This window comes from Lactiplantibacillus dongliensis (assembly GCF_005405105.1).
Classification (GTDB): domain Bacteria; phylum Bacillota; class Bacilli; order Lactobacillales; family Lactobacillaceae; genus Lactiplantibacillus; species Lactiplantibacillus dongliensis.
The window spans coordinates 1-19,969 of sequence record NZ_BJDK01000034.1 but is presented as its reverse complement, the minus strand read 5'-3'; the positions used below and the strand labels follow the sequence as shown (position 1 = coordinate 19,969).

The window sequence follows — 19,969 nt, the reverse complement described above, 5'->3', positions numbered from 1 at the left end:
TAGGAAAGGAGGAGCAACGGTGGAAGAAATTCAGGGATATAAGTTTGGCATCGATCTTGATGACGGCGGTATGACACGCTCCCTAAAGGAGATACGCAACGAAGCCAAGCTATTAAAGACGGCTATGAAGTCTAACTTTACTGAAATAAAGTCAGGCGGTGATGCCATGAAGGCTTATGCCGGCAAAGTGGCTGATGCGAAACGGGCCATCTCCGGTCAAGAGGCAGTTATTAAAAAACTGCGAGAGCAACAAAAGGGCCTAGATATGGACACCGAAAAGGGACGTTCAGCCTATGTGCGCTATGAGAATCAGATTAAGCGAGCAAAAACTGAGATTAGCAATTTGTTGGCGCAACAGGAACGCGCTAAGAAGTCTGCTGAACTTTTTAAATCTGGTGTTCTTGACGTTCAGCGTAGTACCCAATTGGCAACGCAAGCCAGCAAAGCATTTGTAGAACGACTACAGGCCGAAGGGCGTACGGCTGACGCAGTTACCGCTAAGCATAAGGGACTACAAGAATCTTATTCTGGCATGAACAAACAGCTGGCTATCGAAAAGCAGCGGCTTAATCAGGTGGCGGAAGCTAGCGGAAAAAGCTCTGATGAGTACCGCAAACAGTCCATTCGGGTCAATGAACTAGGCACTAAGCTGGCTCACACTAAGACGGAGCTAGCCGATGTTCGGCGCCAAGATAACGCACTTCATCCGACAGGAATTAACCGGTTGATTGCTGCTACTGATCGTGCTAACCATAAGACAGAAAAAGCTGACCATTTGTTTGGCAAGATATTCGGAGCACACTTATTGGCTAGTGGCGTCATCAACGCATGGCAATCATTGACTAATCATATTAGTGATGCCGTTAAAGCGGGTGCTGATTACGAAAAAGAACAGCAAAAAATGCAGGCCACTTGGCTAACCTTGACGGGGACAGCAAAAAAATCTGATTCGATGGTTAAAACAATCAATGAATTGTCAGTCAAGACAGGTCAGGCCGTGGACGTTGTTAATGAGTTAGAACAAGGGTTCTATCATTTGCATTCCAGCAAAAAAGAATCTGATGAGCTAACTAAATCGATGTTAAACATGTCTGATGCCGTTGGATTGAACAGTCAGCAAATTCAAGCAGTTACACAAGACATGGTCAACGGTTTATCCCGTGGTAAGGCTAATGCCGGCATGCTTAACCAAATTAGCCAATATTTCCCGATGTTCCGGGAACAATTGGCAAAGTATGAAACACAAGTTCATCACGGAAAGAAAGTCACTGTAGCAGATTTAGCTGCCATGGCAAAGTCCGGTCAAATTTCAGCTAATGATATTGAAAAAACATTCAATCAACTAGGATCTGGTAAATATGACAAGGCCGCTGACAATATGCTGCAAACGATGGTGGGCATGGAACGAACTATCAAAGCACGTGTGCCCGCGTTATTAGGTGATATGGAGAAGCCAATTATGACGGCCAAGAATCCGTTATATGCGGCGGTGGCTAAATGGGTTTCTGATCCGCGAACGGACAAAGAATTCACTAAAGTGGGTCGATCTGCTAGCCAAGGAATCAACACGATTACAAAGGCATTTGCACAAGCGTTCGGTATTAAATCAGCCCCGCAAGCTATGAATCGTGCGATGAACTCATTGGCTAAGGGAGTTACTGATGCCTCAAAGTCAATTGCCAGAAATGCTCCTGAAATCAAAGATTTATTGGTAACTCTTAAGAGTTTAGGCGGAATTGGTTTTAAGACGCTGATTGATTCGTTAAAAATTGCTAATTTCCTATTGAAGCCATTTGTTAAGCTGATCGGTGGTAATGCCGACACGTTCGCTAAATTTGCTGCAACTTGGTTTGTTGCTAGTAAGGGGCTTAAGGCTTTCAACAAAGGGCTGAGGACCGTTCAAGGCTTTAAGGATATTTTCGGAAAAGCTGCTGAAATATTTGGCTTGAAAAAGGAAAAAGCGGCTATTGATGAAGAAACAGCCGCACTTAATCGTAATAGTCGAGCCCGCCAAGAAAATGCTGATACAAGCATTGGCGGAAGCACTGGCAGTGGTAAAGTGTCCAAAGCAGAGAACGCTATTGAAGACGTGACAGAATCAGCAGGCGGAGGCGTTGGCAAGGAAGCAAAAGAGCTTACTCGTGTTGAAAAATATGGCTCAAAGACTAAGGGCCTTAGTCGCTTAACTTCTAAACTACATGGATTCGGTGAGCTTGGTAACGTTACTAAAGCCGGTAAATTACTTGCTGGATCAGTTGGCTTATTTGATGTTTTAAATGCTGGAACCGATTTAATTGGCACTACTAAGAAAACTGCTGGTTCACATGTTGGTGCAGCTGGCGGATCACTTGGTGGCACGGCTGCTGGTGCAGCTATTGGGACGATGATTGCTCCCGGAATTGGTACGGCCATTGGTGCTGGACTTGGTGGTCTTGCTGGTGAAGGAATCGGTCGCAAGTTAGGTAAAGCCATTCAAAAAGGGTTATCATTCCAGAAAATCCATGTTCCTAAGCTATCTGATGGTTCTGCTTTTGACAAACTAACTAAGACTGCAAAAAGTCATTACAAAGGATTAGTTGACCAAGATACCAAGAATCTTAAGCTGCTGTATAAGAATGGCGACATTACAAAATCCGAATATCAGAAGCGTCTTGCTATCATTCAAAAAAGTGAGTCCAAAATGACTCGCTTATCTTCCATGTCTGAAAAAGATCGTAATGCCATTTCAAAGTATTATGCACAGTCACGTCAATCACTTACCGAAAAGTGGAATCGTAAGATCCTGGCTGACCAGAAAAAGTATGGCAAAAACTCTAAGGAAGTTGCCAAAGACGAAGTAGCGAAAAAGAAAGCTTTGCAAAAACAGGAACTTAAATTTGCCACATCGGTAACTGCTAAGGAAGCACGGCTTCATACGACACTTGATGGAAAAATTAAGCTTTCTGCTAATAAGCAAGAGTCAATCATTAAAAAGCTGACCAAAGAAAAAGGCAAGCTGTCTAAAAAGCAACTAGAACAGGCCTTGATTGATTCTAATAAGGAGCGCAAAACCGTTTCTGCTAACGCCAACAAGCAGTATAAAACTTCTGTTCGGGCTGCTTATAAGAAGTATTATGAAACCGTTAAGGCTGCCAAAGATGAATATAAGGGTAATTCTAGCTACGCTAAGAAACAACGGGCGGCAATTGAGAAACATGCACACGCTCAACGTGACCATGCCATTGCAGCTGCGGAGAAGCAACGCCACGGTACCGTTAAAAAAGCTGATGATCAGTATAATAAAACGGTTGATTATGCGCATAAGCAAAATAAAGGTGTTACTAAGCAGTCGGCCAATCAATATCAAAATACCAAAAAAAATAATAGAAAAACGAAAGACAATTATTATTCAACTTGGCATGGTATCTGGAAGACCGTTGGCAACTGGGTTGGGAAGCTAATTGGTGGGCTAAACAAGGGTGCTGTTAAAGGGCAGAACCAAGTGTTCAAACAATATGGCGGTACTAATACGTTAGCTCCAATTACAGCTTCATACTATGCAACTGGTACGGGTTTATTGGGTGGCCTACGCCGTGCAATCACGAAGCCTACGCTAGCTGTTCTCAATGATGGGCATGACTCACCAGAAACAGGTAACCAGGAAGCTGTTTTGCACCCAGATGGGGGCGCGGAACTAATTCACGGGAGTAACACCATGAAGGTTCTAGAACCCGGTGCAGAAGTTCTTAACGCGTCTGAAACTAAGCTGATGAGCCAGCTGGGATTAATGCACTTTGCGTCCGGTACGGGATTCCTCAGCGGTCTGTTTAAGTCAGTAGGTAAGGTTGGCAGCTTCTTTAAAAATGCGTTTGGTTCCTTGAAAGACAAACTAAAAGCCATTACAGGTTTTACCAGTAATGCTACTAAGAGTTTCAATTCAACCTTTAACCCAGACTTTAGCGGTCTAAAAGGTGGTGTTGCAAAGGGATATGCGCACATTGCCAATCATAAGATCAAGAATCAAGGCCAGAAATGGTGGTCAGCGGCGTGGAATGTGATTAACGGTGCAGCTAATGCTAGTGGCGGAGATGCTACAGGCCTTTTAGCTGCTGTTGAAAAATATGGTAAAGGGCATCGATACGTATTGGGTGCTGCTGGGCCAGACAGTTTCGACTGTTCCGGGCTAGTTATGTATGCCTTAAAACATGCTTTTGGGATTAATTACCCACATTTCTCTGGGGCACAATATGACAAATCTCACCCAATTAGCCGTGAAAGTGCACAATCTGGTGACTTAGTATTTTGGGGACCAGGCAAACACGTTGGCGTATATGCTGGTGCAAACAAGTATTACTCTGCTTTTAGTCCATCGGCACATCCAAACATTGGCATGTATTCTATATCTGGTTCTGTTCCAGGATATTCACCAATGTTTGCCAGCGTTAAAGGGCTTTCCAGAAAAGGGAATGGCCCCAAAAACGAAAAGCAATCCAAAGGGTTACTAGGATTCGCGCAGAAACAGCTAAAGTCATCTGGAGTTCTCAAGTGGGTAAAAAAGTTTTTAGAACCACTAGCAGATGCTGCATCAGGATCTGCAGCTGGTGATAGCCCGGCTCCTAAAGGCAGTCATAAGCATTGGCTGGAACAAGCTGGGATTCCTAAATCTTGGTTTAATTCAATTTCGGAAATTATCGATGCTGAATCTGGGTGGCGAGTGAATGCTTCCAATGGGCAGTACCAAGGTATCCCACAAACAACTGTAGCAAATTTGCGAGCTGCTGGATCCGATTGGAGAACTAACCCGATCACACAACTGAAAGCCATGAAGAAATATATCTCTGGCAGATATGGTAATGCTAATAAAGCATTAGCGTTCAGACGTGTTCATAATTGGTATGCCAACGGCGGATTAAGCCAAAAAGAAAAGTTGGCCCATATTTCCGAGGGAAACATGCCGGAGATGGTCATTCCACTGTCTAAGCTAAAGTCTTCAAGAGGCTACGAGCTTCTAGGTAAAACGGCGGCTATTATGGCTAAGCGAGATCACTTAGAGGTTCAATCCAGTAACGACAACAAAAGCTCAGATAAGTTGATGGACAAGTTAGATCAAGTCATTGGACTTATGCAAAGCTTGCTTGTTGGTCAACAGAACCCAACACCGGCTGTTGTATCTGCTAACGATATATACAGTGGGTATAACCAAGTAAAAACGAAAAAGAGTCTAAGCAAAAATCTAGGAAGGGGATATGTAAATGGTATTCAGTAGAACAGCCATGGTAGATACATTTGATTATGCATTTTCTGAAGATGGTTCGGATGGGTTTAATAGTTTCAAAGACTTAGAAATTCTTGTTAACCATGTTTCGAAGCCGATTGCTCCCACCATCACTGAATCCTTCCAAGACGTCCCTGGGCGATATGGGGGCGTTTTTTTAGGCAATTCCTACGGCGAGAAGCAGATAGATATTCCTATTACAATCATGGCTAGCAGCCGTGATGAGTACAACCGTAAGATGGACAACCTATCTAAAGCCCTCATTAATACGCATGATGATGCTGATACTCAGTACCCGTTACGGTTTAATGACCAGCCAGAGGTAGTTTATTATGGTCACTTTACCGCCATTCCTACCCCCACTTTTATTAATGAAGGGGTTCAGGATTGTACCACTACACTAACGTTCATGCTGGCTGACCCACGGGGGTTCTTGCCTCAACGGGATATTAAGATCACCAGTAATGATCAGATTATTTCACCAGCTGGTAATACCACTGTTCAACCAGTTATTCACATTATCCCCAAGACTGATCTGTACTATTTTGGTTACACCTTGGGAGACCAATATGTAGCAGTTGGTTACCATGTTGACGATGGCTCAACGGTTACTGATGCTAACGGTCATGTCACTAGCTTAACGCCTCACCAAGAATTACAAGTACACGATCCTTGCAACTCAATGAGTACGTGGTTTCAAGCTGGTCAAGATACCCAAGAAATTAAGGTATATCGTGGGGAAAACGATGGTAAAGCAACGGCTACAGCCTCAGCACTAATGGTTGTCAAGGATAATAAAGGCCATTACAACTGGGGTTCTACTGGTAAGCACAAGGACTTCTACGGCCCAGTTATTATCCACCAAGGTATTCCCAAGATTAGCAATTATTGGAAAGTGTCGATGCGGTTCCACCATATCAAACGGATGAAAAATGAACGGGCCATGGGTAAGGTTGAAGGTTATCTGCTGGATTCTAATGGCAATGTATGTGGACGAATGGGTATTACTGATTATGCAGAAGGACGTTACCCTCGTGGTTACATTCAATTGGGGAGTTCCTTCAATGCAACAGATGATAAAGGCAATTACCTCACCCTTTTGTACAACGAGGGTGGCCGTAAGAATAATGGTCAGAATAATCATGATGTAAAGGTCCATTTAACTAAGACCGTTAAAGTTAAGACTACTTCCAAGGTTAAAGCCAAAGCTAAGTCAGCCAGAATGTATCAAGCCACCATTCAGCGGGAAGCCTTCAAGACCGCAGCTAAGAAGAAAACTTCTAAGAAAAAGAAAAAGAAGGCAACTAAGAAGGTTACCAAGAAGAAGTCCGGTGGTAAGAGCAAGTCTACCAAGGTTTCTAAGCCAAAAGTTAGTACTAAGTCCAAAACTATTAAGACTTATGTCATGGAGACCACGTACATGAACTCTGACGCTTATTCTAACTTTTTCGGTGAGTTCTCATTGGAACGCCAAAAGAAGACCATTGACGGCAAGGTGTATGACAACTGGGTGGCTGAGATTAACGAATGGGACCCTCTCCACGGAGTAGCTTATAGTCCAAACAATACTAACCGGGTCCACATTCACACGGAGAAATTAGACAAGTCGGGAAAGTTTGGATTTGCCTTGGCTAATGTTGCCGCAACATTCATGAAGCATGATATTAAGGAAGATTTAGTCAGTCCAAAAGTTGGATATTATTCTGACTTTGAAACGCTGACCGACCTCAAAATATACACCTCTGATGGTAGCGATGATCCTGACGATATTCCTCATGTAATTGCTCATGCTGGTGAAGAAATCATCATTGATTCCGCTGATAACACGGTTACCGTTGCTGGTAGAAGTGTTGATAAGTATGTCTCATGGCTGTCTACCTTCCCGTCAATTGAAGGCGATGTCAGCCAAGAGATGCACTTCACTCCTGATCCAGCAAACTCAGATATAACTTTGGAGTACAAGCCAGCGGTTAAATAGAAAGGAGCTAAGACGTGTGTACGTCATTCTTGATAAGAACCTCAAACGAGTCGCCACCTTAGATACGGCGACTGATACAAATATCTTCTGGGGTGAGACTATTCAGCAACAACTTGCCGATGATAATTCTTCAAACGATAGCATTTCTGAAGCCAGTCTAGCTAATACATCTGACCCCAACGCTAACAGCAAGTCATGGAATGATACCTTTACCGGTCTCACCATGGTAGCAGATAGTCCAGCGGCTCAATACCTGAGAGTAGGTAATCACTTAGCGGCTTACGACCAAGCCAATGACCGATGGCGAGTGTACCGAATATATACCGTTGATGAGACGATGGATACCACCTCTGGAACTAATCTTATCTCAGCTGATGCCATTAACCTCTTAATCTGGAGATTAGGGAAGACAATTCCCACTAAGAAAGAGATTAAAGAGTGTACCATACCAGCGGCTATGGATTGGATTATTGCTGGTACCGGGATAACACTGGTGGATAATGCAACATCAGGGCTACTCTCAGATTTTTCCATTGATGGGGAGAGTTCTTCTCAAACTTTGCTTCAAACAATCCTGACGACCTACGATTGTGAGGCTGATGGGTACGTGAAATTAGATAGTTCTGGAATTGTGACAGATACCATTCTGGAGTTATCCGACCAACGGGGACAGAATACCGGTAGACGTATCACTTACGGCGACAATATGCTTAGTATTAAGCGTGAAACAGTTGATACTACCTTGATTACCAAACTGTACGTCTATGGTTCCGGTGGTGCTTCAATTAGTACCTCTAAAGGTAATGGTGGTCGTAACTTTGTCACCGATGCCTCTGCTAATAGCCTGTATAACAATGATGCCAACACTTGGCTAGAAGGAAGCATTACCAGTTCTACGGTCAGTGAACCCGATGCCTTACTATCACTGGGATTGAAGACGTTACGACTGTATAACCACCCGCGGGTCAATTATTCCGTTGATGTAACGTCAGATTTTGATGCCCAATTAGGCGATACCATTAAGGTAATCGACCTGACTATGTCCCCAGTATTAACCCTTCAAGCTAGAGTAATTCAACGGACAACTAGTGAGAGTGACCCAACTCAGAATAAGGTAGTCATTGGGGAATTTTCAACGGTTACAGTTGTTACTCCCAATTTCATCAAGAATATGGAACAGAGATGGAATGACCACGTAAAAAAGCTGTTTGAAGACGCCAAGAAGAACCAAAATGCTGCTAGTATCAGCCTAATTACCCCACTGGGGCAATCATGGACGAATACTGATACCAGTAAAAGGGTAATTGCCCGATTGTTCATTGAAGGCGAGAATGTTACCTCCTTCTTATCAGCGGCGGCTTTCAACTGGGAATATATCCAACAAGACGGTACCCATAATTTGAATTGGGAGAGTCAGCACTCAAAAGATGGCTATGAAGTCACCATTACCCCACCATTTGTCGGATCATTAGTGGTATCAATTGATGACGCCTTCGTGAAGGATGAGTCTGAGATGTGGATAGACACTGGAGCCAATGCTGATGGTACCTTCAAGAAGTTGTGGGAGACTACCGATGGTAACCCTGATGAGTTTGGCAACAATCACGTTGGGGCGCTTCAATTCTCGTACGTTATGAGTAATGGTGAGATACTTGCCAGCTATTCATACAAGGGAAAGCAGAATCAGTCCAATTTAAGTGATTGCCAATATCTACACTGGAGTGCTAATGGTGTACTAATTGATTCCATGATTGTACAAGGTGGGCAACATGGCTCTTCCTTTGGCTATGATGAAGCAAACAACCTTATCTACTCTCAGGTTAAGGATTTAAGTGGTGGCAAGAATTGGCTGGCAACCTTCCCATACACCCCGCATGCTGTAATTAATAGCGATTCCAGCACCGTAACTAAGTGGTGTGAGATTGAGACTTATGTCCGGCCTAACGTTGATTTAACCAACGGATTATGGATTGGAAGTCAGATGGACGGGACCGTAGAAGTATGTAATATCTCCGACTTGAAAGCTGACAATTACTCCCCGATTATTCGCTTCAAATTGCAGGACTTCGGCTGGTACCCTGTACCAAGTGGGGTCACCAATAATGGAAAATATAATACGATTCAGTCTAACTCAATTGCATACCCATACGCCTTCTTTACCGCTGGGGACGTAAATAATAAGGATGACCGACTAGTAATGTGTATCAATCTCATTACCCAGTCAGTCATTTTTAATTACCAAATTGAACCCAGTCAGGATATCCAGCTATCTGTACCAATTGAGTATGGTGGCCACTTTGAACCAGAAGGGGTATACCCGGACTTAGCTCATAACCAGCTAATAATTGGATTCAACGTCAGCGAGTACCGAGACGCGGCTCATAACGTCATGATTAGTCACTCTGGCCTATGGTCAATTCCAATTGGTATCCGTGATGATAGCAAGGACTTATCCGTCACTTACCCCGCAGAAGATGAGGGTGAAAACACCGAGGTAGAAGAACCAGTGGTAATCCCTGATGATACTGACGACTCAGATAGTGCCAGTGATGACGATTCTGATTTTAATATTGATAATGGTTCAACGTATCAGGAGGTGGTTGAAGGATGATTATTGCAACGGGTTCAGTTGATATTAACGAAGCAACTAAGTTAGCTCAAGAAGCTTCAAATAGTACCGATGACTTAGCCGATAAGATTAAAAACATCAAGACTTCTCTTGATGGAACAATTATCGAATCAACCAACACCCCATTCGATGATGGTAAAGAACATAACGATGGCGATATGTGGCTGGTAATGAGTGGCGATGTCGCAACTAGTATGTATATCTATTCTGGTGGAAGCTGGACGCTGAAAAAGTGGGACGTAAATAGCTTGTCGGTTGAAAATCTGTCAGCATTATCTGCCAACTTAGGTAACGTTCAAGCTGGGAATATTAATGGAGTCAATATCTCCGGGAGTACCATTAATGGTGGCACAATAACCGGTAGTGCTATTTACCAAGACTTCACCTCAACTAATGGTGTCCATTTTCAGCTAGGGGCAGATTACAATGGGTTTCACTATAAGGCCAACGGTAATAATTCATTCGATATGCGAATGGATAGTGATGGATTTAATATTCGAGAAAATGGGGGCGAATTCTTCATGACTTCAACTGGTGGAGTGGCTGCCACCAAGGGCGTATCGGGTAACGGCCTCAATATTGACGGTCACACAATATCGTGTGCAGACAATGGTGAACTTTACTTTGAAAATAATGCAGGTGGGGGAAACATGGCTAATATCCATGCCGCTTATGTTTATTCCAACGGTACCAAGCTGAAGTCCGCCTTATCCGCTAAGCGAGATGTGACAGATTATTCACCAGATGAAGCCTTATCTGCTGTCATGAATACCGATGTTAAAAAGTGGAAGTATAAGGATTCCGATAACTCAGCAGATTCCCAGCATATTGGACCGATTATTGATGACGTTAATTCAATTGGTAAAAAGTCTGCAAGTATTTCAAACGATATGATTAGCACGGATGATAAGGGTAATTACTATCTTAACGAGTCCAATACTATTTCAATTCTGCTGGCAGCTTTAAAGAAGTCCAACCAGCGGATAGATGGACTCAGCTACCGGATCACTCAATTAGAAAGGAAGAACGCTCAATGATTACAAGTTTAGATGTCAAGCAAAACTCGGATAACACGACTCACGTTGTCTACACGGTCGTTTTCAGTGGTACCAATCACCAAGCCTATGGTAACTTTGATGCAACGTCTGAGGAAGCTTCTACAGCCTTCTCTGGGTCAACCAAAAAAGATATGTGGGCTGGATTTAAGCGACTGGTCTTAACCCGGTTGAAAACTGAAGCTACGAATGCCCTAGGAGGCGGTGCAAGTGAGTAAAGAACTGTACTTCACTGACGGTAACAATGAAGTAAAATACCTCGATACCACAGCCAGTTTTAACTTGGCAATTACCCAAGATGGATCAGCATTCGACCTAACTAATGCCACGGCCATTGATGTTAAGGTTGCCAACGATACCGGATATGTATTCGATAAGCCGATTGATATGGCTACAATTAAGCAACCATTGGCTGGATTGATTACTATGCCAGTGGATGCCGAAGTGATGAATGCCTTAGTACCCGATGATTATACAATTGAAGTTTGGGTGACCTTATCCAGCCTGATTACCCCGGGTAGTCAAGAAGGATTAACTGATGGTGCAACCAGCGATACCACTACCTCATCAACTGCTACGACTACGTACAACGCCATCTTTCCGAGCGATGATCCACAAGGATTCACCATTACTGAAAATGTTATGAGTGACTCTGGTGATGTTATCCCAGTTATGAGTCTGGATGAGTTTCAGCAGGAGTTCGACCAGCTTAAGACTGACTTAACTAATCAGGTTTCCACATTGCAAGGCCCAAAAGGTGATACCGGACAAGGACTAGAGATTAAAGACAAGGTTGACACTACTTCCCAGCTTCCAGCAACGGCTAGTGAAGGTGATGGTTACTTAGTTGGTGAGGAATTATATGTTTGGACTAATGGTGCATGGAAAGATTGCGGATCATTACAAGGGCCTCAAGGTATTCAAGGAATTCAAGGTCCAAAAGGTGATAAAGGTGATACGGGCGCAACTGGTCCTCAAGGTCAACAAGGTATCCAAGGTCCCAAAGGTGACACTGGAGCAACCGGCCCGCAAGGGTCAAAGGGTGATAAAGGCGATACTGGTGCTACTGGACCAATTGGTCCACAAGGTCCTGTTGGTTCTGGGTTAGTTGTTAAGGGTACGGTCAATAATGCTTCACAACTTCCAACGACTGGTAATCAAGAAGGATATTGTTATTTTGTTGGTACAGATTTGTATGTTTGGGATGCTGGTGCATGGAAAAATTGCGGAAACGTAAGCCCAGACTTAAAAAACTACGTTACTGTTACTGATTTAAATAACGGATTGAGTACAAAAGTTACTGATAACAAAAATGGAACTGAACAACTTAATGGGGTTCAGGTACAGCCGTTCAATAAGTTATCAGATACTATTGGTGGACGAAACCTGCTAATAGGGACATCAGACTTTACAGGTTGGACTCTGAGCGGTAATACAACACAAGGTACTACCGATGGATTAACCTATGCTCATCTATTTACTAGTGCATCGGCAGTAGCTCCTGGGTTCATTTTAGTGGAATCTACAACTTATACTGTTTCTTTTGATGCCTTAGGGCAAAGTGCTGGAACAGCTCCAATATATATTGGATATTCTAAAGGTAGTGACGGAAACATAATAGCTAGTGATTATGTAAACGCCACATTAAATGCATTAGATGGTGCTTCTGTAAAAGTGAGTCTAACTTTCACAACACCGTCATCTTTCGCCAAAACTAACTTTAATATTGGATGTGGTCATTCATATTCCACGGATGGCTCAGTTTATATTAGACATGTCAAGCTTGAAAAAGGTTCAATAGCAACCGATTGGACACCAGCTCCAGAAGATAAAGTTAATGTTTCAGATATGCGTAAACCAGCCAGTGATTTAGCGGGAATTGAAGAGGTTAACGCCAAACAAGATAAAATTGGTTACACACCTGCTGATGATAGTAAAGTTTCCCACCTATCTGGCACAAATAACTTTGATACCGTTCCAACTGTCAATAATAATCCGTTATTACTAGCAAGCAGTTTGCCATCTGACCTAGCACGTACAGGTTCAGACCAAGAGTTTACGGGTAAGAATACCTTTGATACAGCGCCAATTGACAAGACAACTGGTAACCCATATATCACTAAAGACGGTGTACCAGCAGTTTCACCAACACTTGCAGATACAACTAAGGATGCCAATTTTACAGGAAAACTTCAAAAGTCTGGAATTGACGTGGCAACCACAACGGATGTTACAAATGCTGTCAGCACTGCTGTAAGTAATTCTTCTAAGTATATTGAAGCTTCAAAAAATGATGAAGCAAGCGCAATATCTGAGTCACAATCAAGTAATCTAGGAAACATTTATTATTGGACAAAAGGTTAATTAAGGAGGTGATTACATTTGGGGTTAGCAATTAATGGTAAGAAGATTATTGGATTGGTACTTAATGGTAAAAATATTCTTGGAGAAGCTAAAAATGGTAAAGTAATCTGGAGATTTATTGATAGTAAGCCTTGGAAGTTTACTGCAGACAATAGTGTGAACTCAGTAGCAGTAGATTCCAGTGGTAATGTATACGCTGGTACTGCTGGTCATTCTGTGTACAAACTAAATACTAGTGGAAAGCAAGTGTGGCAGTTTACTGCAGACAATTGGGTGGACTCAGTAGCAGTAGATTCCAGTGGTAATGTATACGCTGGTACTTATGGTAATTCTGTGTACAAGTTAGATGCTAGTGGAAAGCAAGTGTGGCAGTTTACTGCAGACAATTGGGTGGACTCAGTAGCAGTAGATTCCAGTGGTAATGTATACGCTGGTACTAGTAGTAGTTCTGTGTACAAGCTAGATGCTAGTGGAAAGCAAGTGTGGCAGTTTACTGCGGACCGTGATGTGCGTTCAGTAGCAGTAGATTCCAGTGGTAATGTATACGCTGGTACTAGTAGTAGTTCTGTATACAAGCTAGATGCTAGTGGAAATAAAGTATGGCAGTTTACTGCGGACCGTGATGTGCGTTCAGTAGCAGTAGATTCCAGTGGTAATGTATACGCTGGTACCGATGGTAATTCTGTATACAAGCTAGATGCTAGTGGAAATAAAGTATGGCAGTTTACTGCAGATAGTATTGCGTACTCAGTAGCAGTAGATTCCAGTGGTAATGTATACGCTGGTACTTATGGTTATTCTGTGTACAAGTTAGATGCTAGTGGAAATAAAGTGTGGCAGTTTACTGCAGATATTTATGTGGACTCAGTAGCAGTAGATTCCAGTGGTAATGTATACGCTGGTACTAGTAGTAGTTCTGTGTACAAGATAACACCAGATGGTTCTAATACAGCAACATAAAACCCAGCATTAGTAAGCATTTCAAAAGTTTAATAAGGAAACGGAGTTAGTTTAGAAAGGACGATTAGATGTTTATTTATATCACGTATGATAAAGACGGTTTCATTACAGCTTACCAAAATACTGAAGCAGACGGGTTTACCAAGGTGTTCATCTTAGATTCGTGGATTACCCAGTTTTCCCAGCATTCCGACAAATTCCGATATGACACTGATAAAAATGTGGTACTCAATCCGGGTAACTTGCCAGACATATCCCTTGATGAATTGAATACCAAGTATTCCAGCGTGTTGGAAACTAGTCAGCAAGCGGTACAGTCGGCAACGGATTTAGCACAACAGCAAACGGTATCCGCAACGAGTATCAACCAGTTACAAACTGGTATCAACCAGTTACAGAAGTCAGTCACAGAACTTGCACTCAGTCAATCAGCAAAGGGGACGAAATAATATGGTTCAAATTTATACGTGGGCATATCAAGATTGGAAAACAATCACCAAGGAAACGTTGGCAACGATCGTTGGATTACCAGATGGGATTACTGCTGACGATTACAAGGCTATCACCGGCGAAGCATATGTAGCACCAACAACTCAAGCAACGACAACTAGCAATCAATAGCCAGTTAGTCAGTGCTTTTAATTTGTCAAAAATTAGGAGATGATCCTTTAATGAGAAAACTATATCTTGGCTATGGCGATAGTCAGTTTAAATTTTCCGATACCACAACTGAAATACATCTGAACGCGTTTGATGATGGTAGCGCAGCAGATTTAACAGCAGATGCAAAGGTCAAAATCAAAAACGACTCCGGATATTTGCTGGGGATAAGTGCCGGTATCACGGACAACCATGCCGTTATCACTAGTGGCCAATTGGCTCAATTGCCAGTAGGCAGCTATCTAATTGAATTGTGGGACACCGTAGACGGTGGCACTGCCATCTATCCTAGTGATGGATTTTTGGCACTTCAAATCAACGAGAACGTCGCTGGTCTTTCTGGGGGGCTCGTCAGCAGCATTACAGTTGATGACTTTATTCAGCAGTTCAGCAGCCTCAGCCAACAACTCAAACAGGAAGTTACAGATGCTGTATCTAATGGATTAAAAGGTGATACGGGAGCAACAGGTGCTAAAGGTGACACTGATGCACAAGGAATTCAAGGGATTCAGGGTGAGCGTGGTGAACAAGGTGAAACCGGCCCGCAAGGCATTCAGGGCATAGCTGGTAATGACTTTTCAATTGCAGAAACATTTCCTAGCGCTGCATCAATGAGCGGTGATGGGCTGAACACTGGTGATTTTGTTATCATTTCATCAACAGTAGATGACCCAGATAACGCTAAACTGTATCTGTGGAACGGCACGGCATTCACTTTCGTGACCGACATGTCCGGAGCTACCGGTGTCAAAGGCGATACTGGCGCACAGGGTATCCAAGGAGAACAAGGGTTACAAGGAGAACAAGGCACACAAGGTATTCAAGGAACGAAAGGTGATACTGGTGCAACGGGTCCGCAAGGTCCAAAGGGCGATACTGGCGAAACGGGTGCTACTGGACCACAAGGTGCAAGCGGTAAAGACGCTGTAATCAACATCATCTCGCAAGCTGATTATGATAAATTGACTGACAAGTCCGGCGTCTACTTTATTGAGGGGTGAGCGAATGACAACAATCAATGGTAGAGCGTGTGTTGTTGATGGCGTGCCTGTCGACAAGGTGTTCAGCGATGGCAGGCAAGTATATGGCAGAAACTTTATTAGGGGTTCATACGGCTCTTCATGGGATTTTACTAGTATTGGGAATGCTACAATTCAGAAAGTCACAATGGATAGCGGTGAAGTGGCGCTACATGTCATTGGCCTTGACACCTGGTCAGGATTTTATGCCTGGTTTAATCTTCAAACAGGTGGAAGTTATACTGCCTCGGTCGAGGCTAAAGGTACAGGTAAAGTAAATTTTCTAGGATGGGACGGCATTTCCACAGACAGTATGACTCCAACTAGTAATTGGCAACGCGTTTCAAGAACGTGCTCATTTGACGATAAAGAACATCCTTTTATTTTTTACGGAACAATGGACGTATATGTTAGGTTCCTGAAAGTGGAGAAAGGCACAATTTCAACTCCTTGGTCACCAGCACCAGAAGACATACTAAATTAGGAGGTAGACAATTGAATAAGCACAAATTAAAGGCACTCATCTTAATGGTGGGCGCCATTTTTATGGCCTTTTTAATGTTCAACATTACCAGTCAGGCTGCCCGTATGGATATGGTCGATGTTTCGAATAACAACGGCTATATGTCTACAGCCGAATACACGTCAATGCGTAATGAATTTGGGGTTAAGACTGTTACGGTCAAGATTAGTGAAGGCGGTACGTATAAGGATCCGTATGCTGCAAGTAACATTGCAAATGTCCAAGCAGCTGGAATGTATATCAATGGTTACCACTTTGCACGCTATGCCACTAAGGCACAAGCAATCGCCGAAGCTGATTTTGCCGGTCAAACAGCTAAATCGGCAGGGCTACCAGTTGGCGCGGTATTAGCGACCGACGTTGAAGCTGAAGAACAGAATAACCAATCCAAAGCGACCAACGATGTCAATAACAAAGCTTTCATGGAAGAAATTCAGAAGTTTGGTTATCGGGCCGACATTTACACGTCAGGATCATGGGCTAACAACAAGATGACCATCAAGGGCAAAACAGGCTGGATTGCTGCTTATCCGTATGTGGTTAGCGGTAAGAACTGGTATTCAACTAATCACGCATGGCAGTGGTCATCAACGGCTAAGTTCCGTATCAGCTATGGTGGCTTTGATGTTAGCCAGTTAAATAGCAACTATTACACTGCTGATCAGAAATCAACAATCAAACCGACTAATAAGGATGCAGTTAAGGCCAACAACCGAAAAGCCAACAAAAACACTTACAAGCCAGCTGCCTCGGCCAAGTGGGTCAAGGAAGCGAAGACTTACACACTCAAGACGGCGATTAAGCTGCGCACAGGTGCGTCAACGTCATCAAACACGATCACTATTTTGCCGGCTGGAACCACGGTCAAGACCGACCAAGCTATCATTCAAGGTGACTATCGATGGGTACGTCAGTCACGATTTAATGGTTATGGCTATCTAGCAACTGGCCCGGCAAGCAATACGCTGGAATATGTAAAGAGTGGTGCAACTCACACGTACTACACAGTCAAGTCTGGCGACAGCTGGTGGGCAATCGCACAACGCAACGGCCTAAATATGACTACATTAGCTAGTCAGAACGGCAAGACGATTTACACCACTATCTATCCTGGCCAGCGATTGGTGGTGAGATAATGGCACAATACGATGACACAACTAAGCTATTAATGGATATTCAAAAGGATGTGGCCGCCACCAAAACGAAAGTTGAGAACATCGAAGAAAAGCTGAATCAAGTTGACGATATTGGCGACAAAGCGGACAAGGCACTGGCCAAGTCCATCGAAGCCGGCCATCAAATTGACCGCGTGACACAGATTCAAAATTGGCTGATCGGTGTCTTGGTTAGTGGCGTGCTTGTCACGTTAGTTATTTACATCGCGGAAAAGTTCCTTTAGGAGGGAAAATAATGATTAAAAAAATTAGCTTCAAGAATGTCGACGGTAGTTTGAATGGCAAATTGATTGCTGGGATTATTTCCTTGCTAATCGTTTTGATTCAACAAGTCTTTGCCATGTTTGGTGTTAAGTTTACTGGCGACTGGTCAGCCATCATTGCCGTGATTAACACTGTATTAACAATCCTTGGTATGCTGGGCGTTATTACTGATGTTCAAACAGTGACGTCACCAACAGTTGATAGTAAAGAGGAAAGTCAAGTCGAAGCAGCAGCTAATAAGGTTGCTTATGAAGTGCAAGGGCCAGAGTCCACAGTTGCTGTAGTGAATAGTTCTACAGCATCTGACACTGAAACGGCGTCAGAATCCGCCTCACAAGCAGGCGAAAAGTAGTATAATTAAATATTGAATTTGCTAATCCCCTGCGTTTCGGCGTGGGGGATTTTTTTGTTAACTAATATTCAAAAGTATACATTTATGTCTTAAAGACAAATAAAGACAAATTTTTGAAATTAGTAGTGTTTTTTAGTACAAATGAAAAAAGCTTGAATGCCGTTAAATCAACGTTTAACATAATTCAAGCTTCATCTAGTTTACCTAATTATGCCCCAGGCAGGATTCGAACCTGTACATTGTTGCCAATACAGCGACCTGAACGCTGCGCGTCTGCCAGTTCCGCCACTGGGGCATGGTTATTCAACAACATGCTTAATTATAGCGAAAAATGTATTAGAAATAAACCCTTTTCTATATTTATGCAAGAAAATTTCATTAATGCTGTTCTAAGCAAGCAGTTTAATGAATAATGCACATAGATAAGGTAACTCAACTTGATAGGTATTGTTTTGAGTCGTAATGACTGTAATAAGCATTAATTGGCTATTAATATGAAGCAAGTTATAAGGCTTCGATATCGCTTTCATCCATACAACTAATAGCGTACACTATTAATGGGGTTATATTAAACTAAAGCATTAACTATATTACTGGAGGAGTGAAGACTTTGAATGCAATCGAAACTGGTCAATTGACCAATCCTCACCCGGAGAAAATGGCTGGTCGTTTTTGGCTAATGGCGGGGGCAGCTTTACTGACCTGGCAAATTAATAACCAAGTTGTACAAGCCGACACAACTATTGTACCGGCAGCTAACACGACTGTTAAAACGGATACGTCTAAAGCTAGTCTAGAAACGCAGACTAAGGGTTCAAATGTGACCCTACCGTCCGCTACACCTGCCGAAAAGGTGACACCGGATTCAGGTGATATAGATACAAGTCAGACTGAAAAGTCGCAACAGCCAGCACCTGAGACTGAATCTGCAGCACCCGACGCGAATAATACAGTTGAAAGTAACAGTCTGGAATCGCAACAACCAGCACCGGAGACACCGGTGCATCATCCGGGTTCCGAAGCGCCAACTGATGTATCGACTGGGACAACACCAGTACAATCGACTGTACCACCACAAGAAGTCAGAACGGCAGTACCAGCACTGACTCAAGCTACAGGTGGCACTGAGACTAGCTTTGTACGTCGTGCTAGAGTTGCCAGACCGATGCTTAAAACTGTTGCACCAGTTAATGATCATGCTTCTGGAATGTTAGGAACCAGTGTCTGGACGATTGAAACTGAGGGTGATTATCAGCAAAAAGTGTTGCATATTGGAGCAGGAACATTAGCTAATACTGATGTAAAGACCGATGCGGATGGTAAAGTCACAGATTGGGGCGCCCTTGATTGGAATAACTATGAGGTTGATGGTCAACACCCATCTTTAACCTTGAGCTTAGATGGTGATATCACTACAGGAACAGATGCCAGTTATTTGTTTTCAGGGTTAACTTACATGAATAGTGATCTTAAAAAAGTACACACCGAAAACACGACTAATATGGCTGGAATGTTTGCTGGTACCACTTCACCCGAGGGAAGGGATGGCGCCAATAATGTTGATGTAATTGGGCTTGATACCAGCAAAGTGACGAATATGTCACATATGTTTGATAAATATCGTTTTAGCGGCACATTTGATCTCTCCAGTTTTGATACTAGAGCCTGTTTTAAAACTAAATATTTTACCGGGTTATATGCATGATCATTCGTATCATGATAAATGCGGTGAAAAT

General features: G+C 43.0%; 15 protein-coding genes and 1 tRNA gene. 15 read left to right on the top strand and 1 reads right to left on the bottom strand.

What is annotated here, in order from left to right:
* Window positions 1-19: 19 nt before the first annotated feature.
* From FFM80_RS11645 to FFM80_RS11575, 14 genes are all read left to right on the top strand, one after another.
* Entirely contained in the window at window positions 20-5,245 is a 5,226-nt protein-coding gene (locus FFM80_RS11645) for an aggregation-promoting factor C-terminal-like domain-containing protein (protein ID WP_137640954.1), read from the top strand.
* Window positions 5,232-7,232, top strand: coding sequence for a distal tail protein Dit (locus FFM80_RS11640; protein ID WP_137640953.1), 2,001 nt, complete (start codon window positions 5,232-5,234; stop codon window positions 7,230-7,232). Before FFM80_RS11645 ends, FFM80_RS11640 begins: the two co-directional genes overlap by 14 nt.
* Before the next feature lie 16 nt (window positions 7,233-7,248).
* Complete coding sequence (locus FFM80_RS11635; protein ID WP_137640952.1) at window positions 7,249-9,843, top strand: phage tail spike protein; 2,595 nt, start codon at window positions 7,249-7,251, stop codon at window positions 9,841-9,843.
* On the top strand, window positions 9,840-10,898 hold the full coding sequence (locus FFM80_RS11630) for a tail fiber domain-containing protein (RefSeq protein ID WP_137640951.1): 1,059 nt from the start codon (window positions 9,840-9,842) through the stop codon (window positions 10,896-10,898). Before FFM80_RS11635 ends, FFM80_RS11630 begins: the two co-directional genes overlap by 4 nt.
* On the top strand, window positions 10,895-11,134 hold the full coding sequence (locus tag FFM80_RS11625; RefSeq protein ID WP_137640950.1) for a hypothetical protein: 240 nt from the start codon (window positions 10,895-10,897) through the stop codon (window positions 11,132-11,134). Before FFM80_RS11630 ends, FFM80_RS11625 begins: the two co-directional genes overlap by 4 nt.
* Window positions 11,127-13,280, top strand: a complete 2,154-nt coding sequence (locus tag FFM80_RS14735) for a hypothetical protein (protein WP_263390497.1) — start codon at window positions 11,127-11,129, stop codon at window positions 13,278-13,280. The genes FFM80_RS11625 and FFM80_RS14735 overlap by 8 nt, the downstream gene beginning before the upstream one ends.
* 18 nt (window positions 13,281-13,298) lie before the next feature.
* On the top strand, window positions 13,299-14,240 hold the full coding sequence (locus FFM80_RS11610; protein WP_137640949.1) for a ligand-binding sensor domain-containing protein: 942 nt from the start codon (window positions 13,299-13,301) through the stop codon (window positions 14,238-14,240).
* Between the two features lie 68 nt (window positions 14,241-14,308).
* Entirely contained in the window at window positions 14,309-14,689 is a 381-nt protein-coding gene (locus FFM80_RS11605; protein ID WP_137640948.1) for a hypothetical protein, read from the top strand.
* A gap of 1 nt (window position 14,690) precedes the next feature.
* Window positions 14,691-14,861 carry an XkdX family protein gene (locus FFM80_RS11600; protein WP_137640947.1) on the top strand — a complete coding sequence of 57 codons (171 nt, stop codon included), beginning with the start codon at window positions 14,691-14,693 and terminating at the stop codon, window positions 14,859-14,861.
* Window positions 14,862-14,911: 50 nt separating this feature from the next.
* Window positions 14,912-15,901 carry a collagen-like domain-containing protein gene (locus FFM80_RS11595; protein WP_137640946.1) on the top strand — a complete coding sequence of 330 codons (990 nt, stop codon included), beginning with the start codon at window positions 14,912-14,914 and terminating at the stop codon, window positions 15,899-15,901.
* 4 nt (window positions 15,902-15,905) lie between these two features.
* A complete protein-coding gene (locus FFM80_RS11590) occupies window positions 15,906-16,403 on the top strand; it encodes a hypothetical protein (protein WP_137640945.1) in 498 nt (165 codons plus the stop codon).
* Between the two features lie 11 nt (window positions 16,404-16,414).
* Window positions 16,415-17,578, top strand: coding sequence for a GH25 family lysozyme (locus FFM80_RS11585; RefSeq protein ID WP_223877353.1), 1,164 nt, complete (start codon window positions 16,415-16,417; stop codon window positions 17,576-17,578).
* The gene (locus FFM80_RS11580; protein WP_063845626.1) at window positions 17,578-17,841 is read left to right on the top strand and encodes a hemolysin XhlA family protein; all 264 of its coding nucleotides are present in this window, start codon (window positions 17,578-17,580) and stop codon (window positions 17,839-17,841) included. The genes FFM80_RS11585 and FFM80_RS11580 overlap by 1 nt, the downstream gene beginning before the upstream one ends.
* Before the next feature lie 11 nt (window positions 17,842-17,852).
* Window positions 17,853-18,233, top strand: a complete 381-nt coding sequence (locus FFM80_RS11575; protein WP_171001100.1) for a phage holin — start codon at window positions 17,853-17,855, stop codon at window positions 18,231-18,233.
* Window positions 18,234-18,444: 211 nt separating this feature from the next.
* Here the strand turns inward: FFM80_RS11575 and FFM80_RS11570 are convergent.
* Window positions 18,445-18,528, bottom strand: a tRNA-Leu gene (locus FFM80_RS11570).
* 315 nt (window positions 18,529-18,843) lie between these two features.
* On the opposite strand from FFM80_RS11570, the gene FFM80_RS11565 reads away from it, so the two are divergent.
* The gene (locus tag FFM80_RS11565; RefSeq protein ID WP_137640944.1) at window positions 18,844-19,938 is read left to right on the top strand and encodes a BspA family leucine-rich repeat surface protein; all 1,095 of its coding nucleotides are present in this window, start codon (window positions 18,844-18,846) and stop codon (window positions 19,936-19,938) included.
* The last annotated feature ends 31 nt before the right edge of the window (window positions 19,939-19,969 follow it).

Bases quoted from the DNA above. Each gene is read 5' to 3' on its own strand.
- FFM80_RS11640 (WP_137640953.1), top strand. From the start codon at position 5,232: ATGGTATTCAGTAGAACAGCCATGGTAGATACATTTGATTATGCATTT.
- FFM80_RS11630 (WP_137640951.1), top strand. From the start codon at position 9,840: ATGATTATTGCAACGGGTTCAGTTGATATTAACGAAGCAACTAAGTTA.
- FFM80_RS11625 (WP_137640950.1), top strand. From the start codon at position 10,895: ATGATTACAAGTTTAGATGTCAAGCAAAACTCGGATAACACGACTCAC.
- FFM80_RS11605 (WP_137640948.1), top strand. From the start codon at position 14,309: ATGTTTATTTATATCACGTATGATAAAGACGGTTTCATTACAGCTTAC.
- FFM80_RS11600 (WP_137640947.1), top strand. From the start codon at position 14,691: ATGGTTCAAATTTATACGTGGGCATATCAAGATTGGAAAACAATCACC.
- FFM80_RS11595 (WP_137640946.1), top strand. From the start codon at position 14,912: ATGAGAAAACTATATCTTGGCTATGGCGATAGTCAGTTTAAATTTTCC.
- FFM80_RS11590 (WP_137640945.1), top strand. From the start codon at position 15,906: ATGACAACAATCAATGGTAGAGCGTGTGTTGTTGATGGCGTGCCTGTC.
- FFM80_RS11580 (WP_063845626.1), top strand. From the start codon at position 17,578: ATGGCACAATACGATGACACAACTAAGCTATTAATGGATATTCAAAAG.
- FFM80_RS11575 (WP_171001100.1), top strand. From the start codon at position 17,853: ATGATTAAAAAAATTAGCTTCAAGAATGTCGACGGTAGTTTGAATGGC.